This is a genomic window from Akkermansiaceae bacterium, assembly GCA_019634595.1.
Lineage (GTDB): Bacteria > Verrucomicrobiota > Verrucomicrobiia > Verrucomicrobiales > Akkermansiaceae > Luteolibacter.
Genome location: JAHCBC010000001.1, coordinates 1,316,265 through 1,335,173, shown reverse-complemented (window position 1 = coordinate 1,335,173; position 18,909 = coordinate 1,316,265). Strand labels below are relative to the sequence as shown.

The window sequence follows — 18,909 nt, the reverse complement described above, 5'->3', positions numbered from 1 at the left end:
CTACGACAAGCTCGCGATGGTGTTCATGAACTTCATCCTGTTGGCCGCAACCCTCGACTGGATCCGGTCGCTTTGAGTTTCAAAACACGGCCTAGCAGTAAAATGCGCGGGACCAATCATTTCCGGCTCCCAAACACGATCTAACCGTAGACGGTTACCTCCTAATTCTGGGAATCTTAATTCCGTCCCTTCGTGAAAACTTATTGACGGAACCAAGGTCTTATGATCTTTCATATGCTTGGAAATGAAGTAATATCGCAACCGCCATGGCAATAAATTTCACGAATGTCGTAAAGCCCACGCACCTTTGCAACTTGTCGTGCGCCTACTGTTACAACGAAGACACGAGGGCTCCCGTTATGGAACGCAGCACCTTGGTGAACGTGATTCGGAAAACACTTGATCATGCTAGAGATAACAATCCGTCTTGGCATGTTGACTTTATTTGGCATGGAGGAGAACCGATGCTGGCGAAGATGAATTTCTACCGTGACGTGATAGAGATTCAATCCGCGCACTCATACGGCTTGAATTTTAGCAATTCCATTCAGACGAACGCGACCCTCGTGAATCCAGAATGGGCGAAATTCTTTAAGGAAAATCAATTTAGAGTTTCCGTGAGCATTGATGGCCCAAAGCACGTCAATGATTCAGCTCGCAAATACAGTCCAAGTCGCGGATCGTTTGATGCCGTAATGCGAGGGATTCGACTGCTGAAAGATGAAGGCCTACAAATAGGGGTATGTGTAGTTATTACCAAGGAAACTTTTCAGCACATTGATGAGATTTGGGATTTTCTCGTGAGTGAGCGACTTCCATTCAACGTAATCCCACTCACGCGTTCAGGAGATGCCCTCGCCAACTATGAAGATCTGGGGTTAGGGGCCGATGACTACGCTGAGCCTTGGATCAAGTTGTTTGATCGCTGGATAGATGCTGATAAAAAAGACTATATTTACTGCTCGGATTTCGTATTTAAGACGAGGGCAATTTTGTCAGGCACCCCACAAGATTGCATTGCTCAAAAAATATGTTCATTTAGCCATTTTTCAACCGATCCCGACGGCTATGTTTATCCATGTGCCACTTTAAGCGGTTCGCCCGAATGGCGTTACGGTAACATTAACGAAATATCCGTCGCCTCATTGTTGGCATCTCCGCGGGCTGTCGAGTCACAGAACCGACAAGTTGATCCTCACTGTGTGAAATGCAAGTGGCAACATGTTTGTCATGGCGGATGTATGCAAAGAGCTTACAAGTATTTTGGAACACATAATACTCGAGACTATTACTGCCCAAGTTTATATAAAATATATGAGCATATTGAGGCCCGGCTGCGCACGGCACACCCCTCATTTGACGCTGCTCTCCCGAAAAAGGTAGACACACGGGAACCAGCTCCTGAGAGACCGATCGTATCTAAGGAAATTTCTCATAAGGTCCGAAGTAGGTTAGGTCTCCTGGGCGCAACAAACCAAATGAAGAAGGGAAATTAGACATGAAAAAAGAACAAGAACAAGCAATCATTGAAGCCCTGAAGCTCAACGAACTGAAGCAATCGCTGCAAGACGTGATTGGAAGGACGCCTGAGTCCGTAACCTTCGAATTTCCGAAGCCGGAGTCATCGACAAAAGGAGCGCAGGACGAACTTCTGGCGTGGGAGGGGAATATTTATAAATATCGCTTTGATTGGCCTTAGGCCGAGTTTTGAAGCTAAAGCGATTGGATCCAGTCGAGGGTAACGGCCAACAGTATGAAGTTCATGAACACCATCGCGAGCTTGTCGTAGCGCGTCGCGATCCGTCGCATGCGCTTGATCCGTTGGAAGAAATTCTCCACTTCGTGCCGGCTTCGATACCAACCTTTGTGGAAGTCGACCTTCCGCGTGTTTCCTCTTCGCTGCGGGCATGCAACTGGGGGGGGGGCGAGCGCTCCACAGTCTCCCGCGTGGGACAGCTGTTCTAATCTTTATTCATAAGCATCTGTCATCCTTCTAGTTTCTGTTGATGATCTTATTTTGTACGAACATTCGTTTGATCCTATCCTTTCGCATAATGAAGAAGTGGAGCGTCCCCTAAAGAGCTGGACAGGCAATAAGCTCGGTTCCGAGCTTCGTTTCCGCCATTCCTAGGAAAAGGAGGCTGCTCATGAGTGAATCACCCGACGACATCAAACGATGGACCGCACACCGCACTTTCCGACCGCGATTTCATCGAAGCGGTTCTATGGATCTCGCGCACCGGCAGTCGTTGACGGAATCTGCCGCCCCAGCTCGGCCATTGGAACCATGTCCACGTCCGCTTCCGCCGCTGGGAAAAGCACGGGGTCTGGGAACGTTTCTGTCAGTCGTTCCAGGGGACGCCTTCGCCGATGTGCGCCACCTTTTCATGTACTCCACCTCGGTGCGGGTGCTGAAACGAGGGGTGAGGATATCAATAAGCTGGCGATGAAGAAGCATTACGGTCCGGACTTGCAACCCTACGCGCGAGCTGGCTACTTTGTAAGTGCTCATCGACTATGGGCTTAGTAAGGAATTAAGAAAGAGTAAGCGATGGATCCACTGCCGACTGGGCTTCCGCGAGTATCGAACTTCGAAAATTTCGAGTTCGATCCGTTTGCATTTTTGCGACATGCTCGGGATGAGCACGGAAATGCTTTCGTCCTCAGAGAAGGTAACGCGATTTTCTCTCGTGCGACCGAGTGCCCGGGCACGATTGCTTTGTTTGGAACCGAATTTCAACGTGCCGTATTCAGCGATATCGATACCTTCGGATTACCTCAATCCGCGGCCCTTAAGCTGGGACTTCCCGACAACCTGATTAACCTGAACCGGAGCCTTCACAGCATGTTGGGCGATGAACACGCTTTGCAAAAGCGATTTTTAAATAAGGTTTTGAGCGAGGTCAACGTCAAGGGATACGAAGATTTAATCCTCACCGCTTTGGACGAATGTACAGAAATTTGGGATTCCATAATCGACCCGTTACAACAAATGCGCGAACTGATGTTCAAAGTCGGCTGCCGTGTGTTGTTTGGAGATCATCACGTTCGGTGCGAGGAATTGAGTAATTTGCTGAGAGCTTACTTTCAGCTCCGCCGGGAAGTTTCCTCATCGGCTCTCCGCGGCCAATCGACACTGCATGAAGAACTCTCCCTTCTCGGACATAGTTTGGATGCGGAGCTGCGAATATTCGTGCGAGATTGTCGGGCTGATCCTGCCAATTCCGGCCGAGGCATTTTGGCGAAAGTCGCGACACTAGAGGTCACCCCTGGGAACTTAATCAGTGAGGATGAGGCTGTTGGTCACAGCAACATTTTTTTCGTCTCAATTAGCGAGCCGATGGCGGTCTCGATGACGTGGATACTACTAATCCTTTCGCAGCTTCCTGAGCTGCGAGCTGAATTGAGGGATGAGATAAGGACATATTCTGGTGGATATGCATACCTCTCTGCTACGCAGCGAGGGAAGCTAAAACTGCTGCGAAGGGTCATTGATGAGACGTTGCGTGTGCTTCCACCGAACGCTTTCATGGTACGCATCACAAAGGTACCAACCAATTTAGGTGGTTTCGATCTGCCAGTAGGTACCGAAATAGTCTTGTGTCCTTTCCTGGCTCATCGTGACGTCGTTCATTTTGCGCAACCGGAAACATTTTCTCCCTCACGTTGGCTTGTGGAATCACCTTCACCCTTCGAATATTTTCCCTTTGGAGCTGGCGGCCATGTGTGTATCGGTCGGCAGATTGCGCTTCACTTGATTACGACAGCGCTCGTCTATTTGCTCTTTCGTTTCGATCTGGTTTTGTCTAAAGATCAGGAAATTGACTGGCGTTTGCACATTATGTTCATGCCAAAAGATGGCTTGGAATTTTCAGTTTCCCGACTCTGTCCTGATGAGCTGATTTCGAAAGTTGGAGGGAAACTGCTTGGTCCAGTTGGAAAATTATTTTCTTTCGGTTGAAGTATGTAATGAGGGCTTGACTCAAACGGTATTCTATCTATTTTAGTCGGTATGCGGTGGGGAAGAAATCCGCCGGAGTTGAACATCTTAGAACCTAAAGAAAAGGAACAAAATGGCAGCGAAAAAATCAGCAAAAAAAGCAGCAGCTGTGAAGAAGACGGTGAAAGCGAAGAAGACTGCGTCTCCAACTGGAGAGTTGACGCTCGAAATGGCACTCGACGATAAAAAGATCGCGGCCATTCAGCAATGCCTGCAAAAGGGTCAACTTAAGATCACCGTTAAACAAGTGGACCTTTCCAACGGGAAGCTTGGCGATTCTTGGCTTTACGATTAATAGTTAATGAGGACTGCATAGTTAGATGTCCGATGAATCAAGAGATTGCCCTATTAGGCAATAGCGGCAGGTATCGAAGATCGTTGCTGCAGTGATTCTTCCTGTCGACGTGCTCTCTCACAATGTTCGCCTATGCAAATTTTTGACCTAACCAGGCAGGGGGGGCAGCTGGGCCTTGCATACGGCCCTGGAGTTCTCGATTTTCTCGCGTCCGCCCCCGGGTTAATCGATTACGTAGAGATGCCTTTCGAGCAATTGCGGCACACGCCGGAATTGATTTCGGTCCAAAAGACATATCCAATCGTGCTTCACTGCGCGAGCATGTCGATCGCTGGATTTATCCCGCCATCAGAGCTTACGATGATGGCTATCGGCGACGAGGCTGCCCGTATACAGACCCCATGGATAGGCGAGCACTTGGCTTTTGTTTCCGCCGACGGAATTAGCGAGGAACCGGACCGAGATACCACGCCCACCAATCTGACATATACACTCTGTCCACAGCTAAGCGAAGAGACGGTAGCGCGCGTGGTCAAAAATCTGGCAGCTTACCGGTCGCGTTTTAATGTCCCGATCATCCTCGAAAACTCGCCGCAATATTTTGATGTTCCTGGCAGCACGATGGACATGAACAGTTTCATATGCGAGGTCGCTTCTCGTGGTGATGTTCAGCTTCTCTTGGACTTAAGTCACTTCATGATTACTTCATTTAACACCGGAGTTAATCCGTTAGAGGAGATCGATCGCTTACCACTCGAGAAAGTGGTTGAGATCCACATCTCAGGATTGAAACGCGAGTCGGGTATAGTCTGGGATGATCATGCATCTCCGGCTCCAAACGAGATGTTCGACCTTTTGGAGCGCGTGATGAAGCGGGCGCGTCCCAAAGCCCTAACTCTGGAGTATAACTGGGAAAAACTCCCTCAGTCCGTGTTGCACTCACACATCGAACGGTCGCGAAGACTTCTGTCTATCCGATGACGGCGCGGTTAGTGCATGCGGTTCTTGCCGCGGGGGTTCACAATCCCAAGCTAATCTCGCATTGGCGCGAAGATCCGACGCTCTTGGCGAAACAAGGGATTGATCCCGAATCGATGGATCTTGACGCATTATGGAAGTTCTCAGGACTCACAATCAAAGTGCGACATAACGGAACTAGGCCGGACCTGCCGTCAACCTACCGACTTATGAGCTTCCTAGGGGTCGAAATAGAGTTGTTCGCTTCGTATGCGACCTGGTGCGCCGAGAACCACCGATCGTTTGCGAACACGGCTCTTGAACGGGAGAGGGATCTGATTGGCTACATGGAGGGATGGCTCGACTTTGAAAGCGTCGAACACTGTTTGCTTTGGGATCTGATTCGCCACGAATACGCACTGGCCAGCTTAAGAAAATTCGATCCCGAAGTTCAACACTTTTCAGGTTCTGGAAGCACTTTTAGTGTTTCGGCGGTGCCATCCGTTTTTGGCAATATCATTTTGTGCCAGTTTCGTTACAATCCACAGGAGATCGTGGAGGTAGTTAAATCCGCCCGTCCGAGTTTCATCGCGCTGAAAGCAGCGGTGCGGCAATTCTGCTACTGGCGTCCGGATAAGGCTAAGTCTATCAAGATAGTAGAACTCGACGAGTTCGGATATTACCTCCTCTCGTTCGTCGACGGCGAGTGCTCGCTCGCAGATTTGGGCAAGAAGCTCGGCTGCGGCAGCGAACTAGGTGACAATTTTTTCAAATCGATCGGGCAGCTGTGTGAGCTCGGAATACTCATTCTAAAACCTAACCCCGAGGTGGTGAGCTGATGAAAATTCTGCTCATGGACAATCTAGTAATGCCGGAGGAGGGCTCGCTGGCCACTATGGACATCCACCCGCATTTGGGCTTACTTGCACTCGCGGCCGCCGCTGAATCCCAAGGGCATTCAATCAAGATTATTGATCCTAAACGTGCCATTCGCTGGCGCGAGTGGGAGTATGACTCAACGCTCTACCAGCGGGCTGCAGCAGAGGTTCTGGCCTACGGGCCGGACGCGCTCGGCTTCACCACGCTGGGATGTAGTTTCCTCTTCGCATTGAACGTGGCCCAAATAGTTAAGTTTCACCAGCCGGAACTACCGATCTTGCTTGGGGGGCCGCACGCGACAATGTTACACAAGCAGATTTTGGGGAAATTTCCCCAATTTGATATTGTCGTCCGCCACGAGGCCGACGAGATTTTCGCGCGCGTTTTGGACAATCTGGAAACCCGTGCGTTCGAGAAGATTCCCGGAATCAGTTGGCGCCCTCTCGAAAAGTCGCCCGAATTGCGATTTACCGATGGCAAGCCAATCGTGCAGGATCTGGACAGCTTGCCGATTGCCTCGTATGATCATTACCCAGTTAAGGATCTCGGCCTTGATTTGCTTCGCATTGAGGCAGGGCGAGGATGTCCATTCCACTGTACTTTCTGCTCCACGGCAAGCTTCTTTCAGCGTAGCTTCCGACTAAAATCGGCGGATCGGTTGGTGCAGGAGCTTGATATCCTGCACGAACGCTACGGGTATTCGGATTTCAAGCTAGATCACGATTTATTTACAGTGAACAGGCGCAAGGTGATGGAATTTTGCGAGGCTGTCAACGGGCGGGGGTATCGCTGGCGGGCCTCTGCTAGGATCGACTGCGTAGATAAGGAGCTTCTTACAAGAATGGCTGAGTCTGGATGCGTAAGTCTTTATTTCGGTATCGAGACAGGATCAGTCAGGATGCAGCAGGTCTGCCAGAAACGCCTCAATCTCGACTTGGTGGAACCCACATTACAGCACGCAGATCGCCTGGGCATCGACATCACTGCGTCATTTATAACCGGCTTTCCAGAAGAACTCCCTGAGGACCAGAATGACACTTTGGATATGTTGGGGAAGTTCTTCAGTCCGACTTGCCTGCCGCAACTCCACATGCTCGCGCCAGAGCCCGGTACACCTCTCTTTGACAAGCTGGGCGAAACGGTCAAATACGATGGCTACGCAGGTCGTTACAACGCTATGTTGGTCGCTGAGCATGACGAGGATCTCGTTGTCGAAAACCCGGAGATTTTTCAGACCTATTATTACTTCCCTGCGACAATGCCGCGAGACCGGATCATCTTCGCGGTCGAGGCTGTTGAGCTGCTGCGACGCGCTGGACCGGTCGTCCTTAAATACATGTTGCGTGCGTACGAGGGGCGCCTAAGCAATTTAGTTGGCGATCTACGAGAATTTTGCGAGTCAAACGGAAAATTATCCCAGCCGGAAGCGGGCATGATTGAGGAGTTTGTGCGCTGGCGGTTTGGCGTGGCGCATCACCTGACTTCGATTTTCCGCTACGCGTTAAGATCTGGCGACGCAATCATGGAACCTGTTCGAGAACCGCTTCAAGCCGGAACTCCGTTTGATCCAGATAGGCTCTACCAAGCTAGCGCGGCCATCCATGTGCTCTACGATCTACACGACTGCAACGAAGTAGTCGATCAAATCAGACGAGTAGGTAGTGAAGCGCTCCTTGATAATTCCTACATCGCGAATTGTGGTGTCTATTTATTAGAGATCGCTTCCGGTAGCTCTCAGATGTTCCAGATCAACGAAGGTATAGCTGCAATTATTGAGCTGTTTGAACAACCAAGATCTTGTAACGATGTTATGGGTATGATCCTTCGATCAGCCGGACTGAGCAGCCTTGACATGGACTTTTTCGCTGACTTAGCCTCGCGAAGAATTATAGTCCCGGTGAGCTTTTCCGGGGCTGTTGATACAAAGTCGACGATTGCTATCCATGAGTAGATCGAAACCTAGAAAATTTTCTGCGCTAGATCTGGTGGAAGGGATGCACCTTGGTCATGCCGCCGCAGCTTTACATGACCTTGGGGTGTTGGTGCAACTGGCAGTAGTCCCATCTACCGCGGAGGAGCTTGCTGCCAAATTCAAATTGAATTGCGGGATGTTGAGGGGATTGCTCAATTTTTTGCATGCGCGGACAGATCTATTGATCCGGCAGGGTGATTTCTACGGTACAGCGAAAAATTATGATGCCCACGCCGAGTTTATGCTTGGTCTCTATGCTGGCGCCTATCGGGAAAATGCCTCGGAGGTCCAGAAAATTCTGCGCCGGCCGTCGCTTGCGTCGAGCTTGGTGGACGATGTCCGTCATGCACGTGCCTTTGGGGCTGCTAGCACCGAAGCACTCGGGAGTGTTCCGGAATTCATCAAGAAACTCGAAATTGATGCTCTCATTGATATTGGGTGCGGCCCTGCTTCATTATTGCTGCACTTGGCGGCGGCTGACGCTAAGTTTACTGGATGGGGTTTAGAACCCAACCCTTGGATGTGCAAATTAGCACGTGCGCGGATTCGTGATAAAAATCTTGGAAAGAGAATTAAATTAATCTGTTGCGATTCGAAGCGTCTCTTTGAGTCTTTTACTCCAAATATGCTTGCAAAGGTAAAAGCTATCAGTGCCTGCCATGTTATGAACGAGATGTTCGGAGGCGGAAAACAAGAGGCCATCCACTGGATGCGGCAACTCCGCAAGAAGTTGCCGGGAAAGTTGTTGTTGGTTTCAGATTACTATGGTCGACTCGGTGTAGATATAGCGACGGGTATAAGAGAAACTCTGCTCCACGACTACGCGCAGCTAATCTCAGGACAAGGCATCCCCCCAGCAAATCTGGATGGCTGGAACGAGGTTTATGAAAAGGCCGGTTGCCGACTGATTCACGCGGCCGAGGATCGGCGTTCCAGTCAATTTATTCACGTTTTATTACTTGGTTAACTTATTCTTTTTATGGCTTTGCGATGGTGACTCCGAGAATTATTCTATGACTTGCCATTATGGATTCCATTACACGATTTGTTTCGTGCCCGATGAAGTGAATCCTGCTTTAAGAGGTTCTTTTTGCGATGCGTTCTGATATGATGCATGCTTGTTCCAATGGGCATAATGCTGAATGCAAGATGTTCCGCTTCGCTAGGCCGTGTTTGAGAACTGGAAATGATTGGCTGCGAACCGGTTGCTGTTAGAGTCCGGGTCGATGAAACGACCGTGTTCCTACTTCCAGATTTCCGACGCGCTGTGGATGGCACTAAAAAAATTAACATAGTCCCGGGTCTCGCTCAGAGTGAACATTCCGGGGTTTGGTGGCCGGCCTCCTTCCGACCACCGCATGTTGATGACGGCCATGATTTACATCCTCAGGACCGGTTGCCCCTGGCGGGCCGCTCCGCCGCAGTTCGGTCCAAAGCAAACGGTTTACGGCAGATGGCGGTTGTGGTGCGAGAACGGTGTCTGGGCTTCCGCGGTCCGCTCGTTGGCCCGACATCAGACCGGCAGGCTGAGGTTTGTCGATGCCAGCCATTTGAAGGTCCATCAGGACGCTTGCGGCGGAAAGGGCGGCAAACAGGCCCAGCTCATCGGATTCACCAAGGGCCGGGCGAACACGAAACTTCATGCCGTCGTGGACGGGAAGGGCCGGTTGGTCCGGGCGGCCTTGACGGCGGGACAGGTCAGCGACGCGAAGATCGGCCAGGGGTTGGTGAACGGACTGGAAGGATGCCGGGTGGTGGCGGACAAAGCCTACGACAGGCGTGCCATGCGGGAGGCTGTGGAGCGCTCGGGAAGCCGGAGCTGCATCCTGCTGCGGAGAGGCAACACGGCGAAGTCGACTTCCACAAAGGTTGGTATCGGAACCGGCACGAGGTGGAGAATTTCTTGCAGCGGATCAAGCGCATGCGGCGGATCGCGACGCGTTACGACAAGCTGGCAATGGTGTTCATGAATTTTATCCTGTTGGCTGCAACACTCGACTGGATCCATTCGCTTTGAGTTTCAAAACACGGCCTAGATCTCGTTCTTACTTCAAATATTGGACATTGAAAACATTGACTGGAGCTGGCCGAAAGCTCCATAGAAGGCACTTGTCGGAAGGCCCGATCAAAATAGGCCAGCAAAATTGAGATTGGTGCATAATCAATACGCGGTAATCTACACTTATGAAAGAGAGTGGAGGGCCCGCGAATCAAGCCGGAATCAGATACCAGAACTCGATTACAGCTCTCTACCTGGGCCGAATGATTGATCCTCGTAGGCACCGACAGGCAGATCGACCGATGATGGTAAGAACCGAAGGTCTTACGCATGTCGACGACACCGTGGTAACATTCGCAGACGGATCTAAACGATACATCCAAGCCAAAAGGTCGCTTGATTCTCGTGGGAAGCCCTGGTCGAATCTCTGGAACTCGTTCCAAGCACAGATGGCTGAACTGTCTGATGCCGGAGACCGAATTGAGCTCGTTCTTGGCGAAGCTACTTTGCTAGCTCGCGATTTAAGAGCTTGCGGGGAACGGTCTGGAAGCTCGGGGTCTGATGAGTGGGAGGTCCGACTGACATCCACGCAGCTTAAACTGATCGAATCGATCTCAAGGGTCATAAATCGCGACCGCCACGCCGTTTGGCAATTGCTTAAAAGAATCGACTTCACCATTATTGTCGCTGATGGTATCGAACGCGATGCGGCACCAAATTGGATACCCGCAGCCTCAGTTCCTACTGAGCAGCTTTTCGAAATCCTGGTTGGTATTGTAGGCGAAGGGGCAGGAATCCGGGCCGAGTTCAATCCTGTTTCTCTTTGCGATCGACTTCGGTCTTACTGGAAGGTTACCGTCAACGATCCACCATCATGGGGAGCCTCACGGTATAGACACATAGTTGCGAGTAACGCCGTAATAGAAGTACCCGGAACCAGTGTATCATTGCCTGCGGAGGAAGCTTTCATATGGCCATCTTGCCAACGTTATGACCGCAATCGCCCATCAGATTTCGATGATGATCTTCCCAGTTGGTCTTTTTGGATGTCTAACTCCGATATCGACCTGAGAAATTTCCCCAATGATGATCTTCCCTATGCGATCTTAGTTGCGGGACCAGGTTTTGGCAAAAGTACCATTATCCAAGCGATCGCGCAACGAGTGGCTCTGTCGGGCTTACTTCCTGCAGTCGTTGCTGTATCCGATCTAGCTGATTCCGATCTGAGTATTGTTGATTTCCTGCAGGAACGCGTTAATCGAAAATTCGACGTTTCGATTGACTGGCGCAGCGCAGCCGATGTTGGCTCAGTAGTCCTTTTTCTGGACGGACTCGATGAAGTTTCCAGTGAGCGCCGCCTGATCGTCGTCGAGAGGCTGAAGGTCTTTTCATTCCGCTACCCAATCGTCCGTTGGCTCTTGACCGTTCGAGATGCAGCTGCACTCGCCGCACCAAACGGAGCCCAGCTTGTTGAGATTGCCATGCTGGATCATGATCAGATTGGTGCCTTTGTCACTGCGTATTGTCCGCGAGAGGATGAAGCAGGTCGAAGTATTCTTGATGGCATCCAATCACATCCGGATATTGCTCGGCTGATACGTATACCCCTTTTCCTCGCTCTACTACTAGTGACATCACGCGAAAGCGGGCGCTTTCCGAGCAACAGAGCGGAGCTCCTTGAAGACTATCTGGAGATCCTATTTCGGCCAGGACGATTCAAAGTAACCGAGAAAGACGGCCTTGATTCATCGATGATCCGATCGATAGCGGAGCTAGCCGCATTCGAGGCTCTTGAGCGTGACGAAATCGGCGTCCATGGAGAATTGCTTGATCAATGTATACGGAAGATAGATTCCCAGGTCGCCTGTGATTGCATCAGGGAAGCACTGGTAAAGAGAGGCGTGTTGCGCCGAACCTCCATCACGCGATTCGTTTTTCCCTTTCCTATTGTTCAGGAGTACTTAGCCGCTAGACACTTACTTGAACATCGTATCCGGGAAATCCCTCAGCGCTTGGCGATGATCTTCCGGCGGCCATGGGCCCAAGCTTTGCAATTCACTTTGGAGCGACATCCGGAACCAGCCCAGATTGTGAGACTCCTGCTGGATGGGGAAGGCGATGTTTTCTATACGGAACTGCGTCTTCTTGGTCGGTCCGTTGCGAATGGAATGAAAGTTTCGGAAGCGGATCGTTTAGAAATTGCAGATCGGTTAGCCAGCGTATGGGATTCCAAATCAAGACACATTGCCGAGTCAGTTGGTGGTATTCTTGCAGATGGTTTCGTCGATTCTTTGCCCGATTCAGTTAGAAAGAAACTTGGGGACATTTCCTTGATTCACTGTGGCTCCGACCGAATTCTGGCCGGACTTCGGGATCGCGCCTTTTCGATGGAAATACTTAGAAAATTTCTCGACGAGAGAGCAGAATACTTGTGGAGCCTTGGAGAGTTCCAAGGCGAGATCGACCGCCTCGGGCAAGAAGCTCTGGATTTCTTTGTAAAGCGAGCCCGCCGAGGGAATCTGCGATTGGAGGAATCCAATACAATTGCTTCTCTGATTTATCACATGGCTCCTGGGACTTTGTCTCGGTCTGCCTGTCTCGCAGTAGCTCTCGACAAGAATCTGCCAGTTTACGTAAGGTTGGCGGCATTCGGTCGACTTGACGGGGCACTTGATCGTCGCGCAAAGCCGCTCATTCAATTAGCTCTCAAAAGCCACGCCTATTACGGGTTATCATTTGCTGCGCAAGCGATGTCAGATCCGAAGACGGATATTGTGACCGTTGTGGATATTTTAAAGACACAAGGTATTAGTGAAAACCGTATTCATAGTTTTTTTGAATACCTGGTCATGAGATGGGATCCGCCAATCCGCTCCATAAGATTGTCGGAAATCCTGGCTCAATCGGAACTTCCTCCTGGCATTCGTGAGCGCGCGCTGCTCTATCAATTGAACGGAGGAAATCGAGAGGTATTGCATGAACTCTTTGACGGCTTCACTCAAAAGAATTTACCTATCATCAAAGGAACGCTCTCATTGCTTGGACATCTGGTGGAGCGCGAGCCGGTAGAGGAAGCAGTTGCGCGCATTTCCCGCGAACAGTGGTCTCCCGAGAGTCGCTGTGAATTGGTGAATTCTTTTGTAACCGGACTTACAGCGAAGTTGGATATGTGTGGTCTTAGTTCGGGCGCAGTGCAGTCCATTCCTCGCCACCCCGGGAGGACCGCTCCTTTCTCACTCCTCCAGGATTGGCTCGGCGAGTCAGACTATTCGTCCCTCCAACGACTTTGCCTCGTACGGGATTTGATAAAATTGGGTATGCCTGGGTTGGATGAGGAACTTGAAGATCTATTGAGTGAGATCGTGTCAGACCCCTTGCAGGTTTCAGAAAATGATCCTTGTAGTATGGACCTAGGGCAAGCAATCGAACTTCTGATAGCGCGTGGACGTCGTCTTCCAATTGCCAATCTAGAAAAAGTCGTTTTGAAAGGGGCGGCCAATTCTGCTTCTTCGGCCATCATTGCTATTGCTAGGGGAGGCAATCGGGAGGCTCTGGACAGCTTGATTGTTCTCTACCCGTCAATTGCCGATCGTTGGCTTCGGTCTTCCACGCTACAAGCGATCGAGCCACTTGCCGGTCGGTTGGGATTGAGAATCGGGATGGTGGAAGGAAATCCGATTGTGTCGACAAGATAAAGGAACGACAGCTGGTTAGAAAAATTGCGCCAATGCAGCTAGTATTAATTCGTAGCAATCTCGAAGATCGATGGATGCCATTCAAAGTTTCCGCGATATTTCCTCACCTAGCTGGAAGCGGCCATCCTTCCCTACCACGGCTTCGCGGACAACCTTGTGAAGAGCCTTGAGAAAATCGCGTGCGGGAGTACTCATGGCGGAACTGATTTGCGGAGCGGCTTCGTCGTAGATGCTCAGGATTTCATCCGCTCTTTTGTAACTTGAACCGCCGCCGGAATATTCGTAAGCCGTTGTCCAGTTGGTTCTGCGTAGTTCGGCTACTCTTTGTTCCGAGAGATCGTGCAGCGCTTGAAAGACCGCGTTGCGGATAGGGTCGAGCGCCGAAGTGCGTTCCTTATCATCGGCTGGTGGGCGGTTCCATCCGGCGGGCTGATCGAGCCAACGAGAGATGCTTTCTTGGAGTCGGGCAACGAGATCAGCGACGGGGCGCAGGTTGTCATATTCATTACTGTTCCACCCGAGAGCAAGGCGCTTGGCTAGCGCCTTGATGCGCGTCCAATGCTCCTTAGGGAATTCACTGAGGGGAACTTTATCCCGGGGAGCACGAGGCGATCGTTACCGAGGTGTTGTGGGAGCAGGCGCAGAAGAAGCTCAAAGAGAACCAGCCGGGGGTGAATGGTGAGACGGGGCATCTCAACGAGCAGCTGATCAAGAGGACTAAGCTGATTCATCCACTAAAGGGCTTCGTCCAATGCATCGAAGGATTTGCGTTGACCCCTACCTACACCAACAAGAGCTGCAAACGAGCGAACGGGACGAAGGAGAGACTGCGGTATCGATATTATGTTTCGCAGCAGGCGATCCGACGTGGATATGAAGGACTGGCGATCCGGACGTTGAATGCGGAACTGCTGGAAGAATCGGTGAAACAGATTCTGGTGGGTGGGCTTCCGCTATTGAACAGGCTGGTTGTCGAGGAGCAGTGGAGTGAGGATCAGGTTCAGGCGCGACTGAAGATCGGTGCCGAATCGATCGGTAAAGTTTCGTCTGCTCACGATCTCGGGCGCGTTACTGAATTGTTGGCTCCGAAGGTGGTGGTGTCCAAGGATTCGATCCAGGTGCATGTCTTCCCTGAGGGACTGCTGAGGCTGCTTCAAAGTCCGCTGTCCGGGGGCGGTGAAGTCTCAACGGCTTTGACCGTTGAGATGGCGATGAGGGATGGATGCGCGATTCTCTCTTCCAAAGTGAGTCTGGAAAGGAGTCGCGGCCATACTCGCATTTTCGACGGGGAAACCGGGGAGGTGGTTTCAGTGGCGAGGACGGAGCCGAAAGCGAGCTTGATCCAGGCTCTTGCTCAAGGGGAGTTTTGGCGGATGAAATTGATGGAGAATCCAGACGCCGGATTGACGGAGGTAGTGAAGCCTTACGGATTGAAGCCGGAGTATGTGCGGAGGCTGCTGAACTTCGCGTATTTGGCTCCGGGCATCAAAAGAGCGATCATGCAGGGAGAGCAGCCGACGATGATGCGGCTTCAGGATGTGCTTGAAATGAGAGAGATGGCTTGGGAAAAGCAGAGAGAAATCCTCGGGTTTGAGCGATTTGACCGCGATGCGGTTGCCTGAGAAATCTCAGCACCTCTCAAGATTCCAAATCTCGACGAACTGCACATGGCACCTGAATCGGTTTGAGAGAACGCGGGTGACGATTGGGCATTTAGGCCGAAAATCTGAGTTCGCCGGCAAACAGAGAGAGCCGAAGATGGCGGAAATGGCCCGGAACCGTGGGGAATCTCAGTGAGAGAAGAGCACCGGAAGGTTCGATGCTAGAAAAGTGGCGGAACGAGAGGGATTCGAACCCTCGGTACGGTTACCCGTACGTTCCCTTAGCAAGGGAGTGCTTTCGACCACTCAGCCATCGTTCCTGATACCGGGTCGAGGGGTTTGAACCATAGCGTGGAGGTTGCGTCAACCCCTGCTTTCAAAAGTTGGGAATCCTTCCGCTTATTCAGGCTTCTGCGGTTCCTCCGATGGTTCGGCGAAGTCGGAGTCGGGAAGCTTCTGGCTGTCGTCACCTTCGGGTTCGGGCTTTTGGGGTGCTTCGGAAGGCTCGGCGAAGTCGGAGTCGGGGAGCTTGCCTTCCTCATTTTCTTCCCCGCTGGATTCTCCGGCTGAGATTTCCGGTCCGGTGGAATCGAGGGCGGCCTGTTCCGCATCGGTGACTTCCGGTGTTTCCAGGGCGACAGGTTCCTGAAGGAGTTCTGCGGCTTCAGGGGGGGCTTCCTCATCAGGGGATGTTGGCTCTCCGGTGGCTTCGGTGGCTCCGGCTTCTCCTTCCGCTTTCGGAGGTTTGGGGCCTTTTGCCTTTTTCTTCTTCGGTTCCTTGGCCGGGGTGGGCTCGCGGACTTCCTGCACGACGAGGGTGTCGTCGGTGTAGAGGAGGATGTGGCCTTGCTGGAGGAGCCAGAAGAGGTCGGCTGCGTATTCGGCGGGTGGGGCGGTGCTGCCTTCGGGAAGGACGGACTGCCAAAGGCCGGCGAGCTTGGCGGGCTTGTTCTCACGGATCCAGGCGACCATTTTTCCGGGACGCTCCGCGAGGACGGCATCCGCGGCGAGGGCGTGCGGACGTGCGGGGCCGGTGTGGAGTTTGCCCTGCCGTTTGAACACGGGCAGGTGCTCAGACTCCAGTGCGCGGCAGACGGCGGGGATGAGGATGGCGGGGTGCTTGCGTGCGTGGCTTCCGGCGATGCGGAGCGAGGCCAGCAGGGCGGGCGAGAGGTTCTTGCCGGGGATGGCGGCGGAGACTTCCGCCTTGCGGGTTTCGCGGAACGCCTTGTCGAAGGCGTTCATGGAAAGGGAGCGCTCGGCATCGCCGCGGTCCTCGATCCACGGGGTGTCCTCACCGGCGTCCTTCAGCCGCCAGCGGGTTTTTTGCTTGGTGGTTTCCAGCCATGCGGTGACCGCTTCCTCGCCGCGCTCGGTGCGGACCTTCGCGGAGTAGGCCTCGAAGGGCATGTTGGAAAAACGCTCGCGGTGCAGGCGGCGGAGGTTCGTCTGGTAGGAGTGGAAGTTCGGCGGGCCGAGCCATTCGCCGCTCAGTCCGCAACGGGCGACGGACTGGAAGTTGCCGGAGGGAGGATCCACCTCGATGGTTTCCTCTTCCAGCAGTTCGGAGCGGAGATCGGACTGCCAGAGATGGCGCGTCGCTTCCTCACGGCTGAGGAAAAGGGATTCATCCAGCTTGCCTGCGAAAAAGGCGGGCTTTGATTCCTCGACTTCGAAGAGAGCTTTGAGACGTGTACGTTCGGCCAGGAGGATCTGCGCGACATCGAACAGCGGATAGACGCGTGCGACCTGATGGACTTCCTTTCCGATGAGATGGACGGCTTGCGCGTCCGGCATGAGGGTGACGCGGACGCCCGGCGCGGGGGCGATGTCCTCGCGCTGCGGAGGACCACCGCGGCGGTCCTGATAGGGACGTCTGCCACCTCCGCCGCCGCCACCACGGTCGTCACGGAAATTCCGCCGTCCGTCGCCGCGCTGGTCACGGTCGCGGAATCCTTGCTGACGGTCATCGCGGCGGTCTTCTCGCCGTGGCGGACGGTCGTCCTTGGAATCGTCGGATTTCGGTGCGCGGGCAGGCTTTCCAGCGTCGCGCGCCCATGACGGGCCGAGGGCGAAATTGGAGAGCAAACCTTGGAGTGGATCGGGCGCGGGATCGGTCACAGCAACAAGCTTAACGGCTCGTTTTGAAATGACAAACTCCGCTTTGCATCAAATCCAGCCACCGTTTCGGGGTTGGAAAGCGGGTTTCCGGCCATGGCGGGCGGTTCCTGCCATCATCATTCCAACCAAGAAACCACCCGTGCGGTGGCACCTTCATGCACGGCCAGCACACCGGCGGCTGCGCTGGTGAGACGCTCGCGCGATGCAGGATCAAGAGCGGTGCGGATGGCAGCGGTGAGGCCGGTCTGGTCGGATACCTGCAACGCTCCGCCCGCCGCGATGACGTGGCTGATGAGCGGCTCGAAGTTCTCCATGTGAGGTCCAACGATGAGAGGCTTGCGCGCGAGGATGGCCTCGGCGGGGTTCTGACCACCGGTGGAGAGGAAGCTCTTGCCGATGATGACGATGTCCGCGTGCGCGGTCCAGTCGCGCAGCTCGCCGGTGGAGTCGATGACCAGACAGGCACTTGCAGGATCCGCGGGCGGTAGGAAGGCTGAGCGCAGGGAAACCACAAAGCCCGCTTTTTCCAGATCCGCCTTCACCTCCGCCCGGCGTTCGGCATGGCGGGGGACGATGACGGGGAGCACGTTGCTCCCCGCCGCGCGGATGGCCTCCGCGATCCATGCTTCCTCACCGATGTGGGTGCTGGCTGCCATGACGGTGGGGCGACTGGTGCCAAGGGCATCCAGCATGGTCTGGAACTCCGGACGGCGTGCCGGATGGACTCCGCTGCCGGGGTCGAACTTGATGCTGCCGGTGTGGCGGATCTTTTCCGCCGGGACGCCGAGGTTTTCCCAGATGGCGGCGTCTTCCTTTTCCTGGGTGGCCACTCCATCCAGCATGGAGAAAAGCGGGCGCACCCAGTCACGGGCCTTGCCGTAGCGGCGGGCGGAGCGCGGGGAGAGGCGGGCGTTCACCAGGTGGACGGGGATATTCCTCTTGCGGCAGAAACGCAGCAGGTTCGGCCATGCCTCACCCTCGATGAGGACGATCCGCGCCGGTTCGAAGCGGTTGAGGTAGCGGCGCACCATCCATGGGAAATCGAGAGGGGAATAGGTGACACGCAGGTTGTCCAGTCCCGCAACGGTGGCGACGGCGTGGCCGGTGGCCGTGCCGGTGGCCAGCACGAACTTCCGTTCCGGCGTGGCTTTGCGCCATTCGCGGATGAGTTTCAGCGCGATGATGGTTTCCCCCACGCTCACGGCGTGGACATGGACGGCGCCGCACGGCTCGTCATCCAGCCGGGTGGTGTAAATGGCGGCGCGTTCACCCAGCCGCGTGCCGAACCCGCCGCGGCGGACCATCTTCACCACCCAGCCGGGAAAGGCGGCGATGAACAGGAGCGGCAGCAGCAGCCGGTAGAGCGTGAGGGCGATGAGGAAACGCATGG

14 protein-coding genes and 1 tRNA gene are annotated in these 18,909 nt (G+C 53.4%); 11 read left to right on the top strand and 4 right to left on the bottom strand.

Translation table 11 applies throughout. The features are described from left to right. Positions 1–266: 266 nt before the first annotated feature. Positions 267–1,496, top strand: a complete 1,230-nt coding sequence (locus KF712_05670; GenBank protein ID MBX3740458.1) for a radical SAM protein — start codon at positions 267–269, stop codon at positions 1,494–1,496. A 2-nt stretch (positions 1,497–1,498) separates the two neighbouring features. Continuing rightward, on the top strand, positions 1,499–1,699 hold the full coding sequence (locus tag KF712_05665) for a hypothetical protein (GenBank protein MBX3740457.1): 201 nt from the start codon (positions 1,499–1,501) through the stop codon (positions 1,697–1,699). Positions 1,700–1,713: 14 nt separating this feature from the next. Here the strand turns inward: KF712_05665 and KF712_05660 are convergent, their stop codons facing one another. Next, complete coding sequence (locus KF712_05660) at positions 1,714–1,956, bottom strand: transposase (GenBank protein MBX3740456.1); 243 nt, start codon at positions 1,954–1,956, stop codon at positions 1,714–1,716. Between the two features lie 595 nt (positions 1,957–2,551). Here KF712_05660 and KF712_05655 point away from each other — a divergent pair. The 9 genes from KF712_05655 (at position 2,552) to KF712_05615 (ending at position 15,419) form a co-directional block, all read left to right on the top strand. Beyond that, positions 2,552–3,961, top strand: a complete 1,410-nt coding sequence (locus KF712_05655) for a cytochrome P450 (protein MBX3740455.1) — start codon at positions 2,552–2,554, stop codon at positions 3,959–3,961. Positions 3,962–4,073: 112 nt separating this feature from the next. Beyond that, positions 4,074–4,295, top strand: coding sequence for a hypothetical protein (locus tag KF712_05650; GenBank protein MBX3740454.1), 222 nt, complete (start codon positions 4,074–4,076; stop codon positions 4,293–4,295). Between the two features lie 132 nt (positions 4,296–4,427). Next, positions 4,428–5,276 (top strand): DUF692 family protein, encoded by an 849-nt coding sequence (locus tag KF712_05645; GenBank protein MBX3740453.1) that lies wholly within the window; start codon positions 4,428–4,430, stop codon positions 5,274–5,276. Next, positions 5,273–6,091, top strand: coding sequence for a hypothetical protein (locus KF712_05640; GenBank protein ID MBX3740452.1), 819 nt, complete (start codon positions 5,273–5,275; stop codon positions 6,089–6,091). Before KF712_05645 ends, KF712_05640 begins: the two co-directional genes overlap by 4 nt. Further along, positions 6,091–8,082 carry a B12-binding domain-containing radical SAM protein gene (locus KF712_05635; protein MBX3740451.1) on the top strand — a complete coding sequence of 664 codons (1,992 nt, stop codon included), beginning with the start codon at positions 6,091–6,093 and terminating at the stop codon, positions 8,080–8,082. The genes KF712_05640 and KF712_05635 overlap by 1 nt, the downstream gene beginning before the upstream one ends. Then, positions 8,075–9,070 carry a hypothetical protein gene (locus tag KF712_05630; GenBank protein MBX3740450.1) on the top strand — a complete coding sequence of 332 codons (996 nt, stop codon included), beginning with the start codon at positions 8,075–8,077 and terminating at the stop codon, positions 9,068–9,070. Before KF712_05635 ends, KF712_05630 begins: the two co-directional genes overlap by 8 nt. A 397-nt stretch (positions 9,071–9,467) precedes the next feature. Then, positions 9,468–10,073 (top strand): IS5 family transposase, encoded by a 606-nt coding sequence (locus KF712_05625; protein ID MBX3740449.1) that lies wholly within the window; start codon positions 9,468–9,470, stop codon positions 10,071–10,073. Between the two features lie 478 nt (positions 10,074–10,551). Next, positions 10,552–13,797, top strand: coding sequence for a hypothetical protein (locus KF712_05620; GenBank protein ID MBX3740448.1), 3,246 nt, complete (start codon positions 10,552–10,554; stop codon positions 13,795–13,797). A gap of 623 nt (positions 13,798–14,420) precedes the next feature. Beyond that, positions 14,421–15,419, top strand: a complete 999-nt coding sequence (locus KF712_05615; GenBank protein MBX3740447.1) for a hypothetical protein — start codon at positions 14,421–14,423, stop codon at positions 15,417–15,419. Between the two features lie 209 nt (positions 15,420–15,628). Here the strand turns inward: KF712_05615 and KF712_05610 are convergent. The 3 genes from KF712_05610 to KF712_05600 all read right to left on the bottom strand — a co-directional run bounded on the left by KF712_05610 (position 15,629) and on the right by KF712_05600 (position 18,907). Beyond that, a tRNA-Ser gene (locus KF712_05610) sits at positions 15,629–15,718 on the bottom strand. Between the two features lie 79 nt (positions 15,719–15,797). Beyond that, a complete protein-coding gene (locus tag KF712_05605; protein ID MBX3740446.1) occupies positions 15,798–17,486 on the bottom strand; it encodes a hypothetical protein in 1,689 nt (562 codons plus the stop codon). Between the two features lie 149 nt (positions 17,487–17,635). Further along, the gene (locus KF712_05600; GenBank protein ID MBX3740445.1) at positions 17,636–18,907 is read right to left on the bottom strand and encodes a hypothetical protein; all 1,272 of its coding nucleotides are present in this window, start codon (positions 18,905–18,907) and stop codon (positions 17,636–17,638) included. Between the last annotated feature and the right edge of the window lie 2 nt (positions 18,908–18,909).

Coding starts and splice junctions, on each gene's coding strand:
- KF712_05630 (MBX3740450.1), top strand. CDS start 8,075: ATGAGTAGATCGAAACCTAGAAAATTTTCTGCGCTAGATCTGGTGGAA.
- KF712_05670 (MBX3740458.1), top strand. CDS start 267: ATGGCAATAAATTTCACGAATGTCGTAAAGCCCACGCACCTTTGCAAC.
- KF712_05600 (MBX3740445.1), bottom strand. CDS start 18,907: ATGCGTTTCCTCATCGCCCTCACGCTCTACCGGCTGCTGCTGCCGCTC.
- KF712_05650 (MBX3740454.1), top strand. CDS start 4,074: ATGGCAGCGAAAAAATCAGCAAAAAAAGCAGCAGCTGTGAAGAAGACG.
- KF712_05655 (MBX3740455.1), top strand. CDS start 2,552: ATGGATCCACTGCCGACTGGGCTTCCGCGAGTATCGAACTTCGAAAAT.
- KF712_05665 (MBX3740457.1), top strand. CDS start 1,499: ATGAAAAAAGAACAAGAACAAGCAATCATTGAAGCCCTGAAGCTCAAC.
- KF712_05625 (MBX3740449.1), top strand. CDS start 9,468: ATGACGGCCATGATTTACATCCTCAGGACCGGTTGCCCCTGGCGGGCC.
- KF712_05635 (MBX3740451.1), top strand. CDS start 6,091: ATGAAAATTCTGCTCATGGACAATCTAGTAATGCCGGAGGAGGGCTCG.
- KF712_05640 (MBX3740452.1), top strand. CDS start 5,273: ATGACGGCGCGGTTAGTGCATGCGGTTCTTGCCGCGGGGGTTCACAAT.
- KF712_05620 (MBX3740448.1), top strand. CDS start 10,552: ATGGCTGAACTGTCTGATGCCGGAGACCGAATTGAGCTCGTTCTTGGC.
- KF712_05645 (MBX3740453.1), top strand. CDS start 4,428: ATGCAAATTTTTGACCTAACCAGGCAGGGGGGGCAGCTGGGCCTTGCA.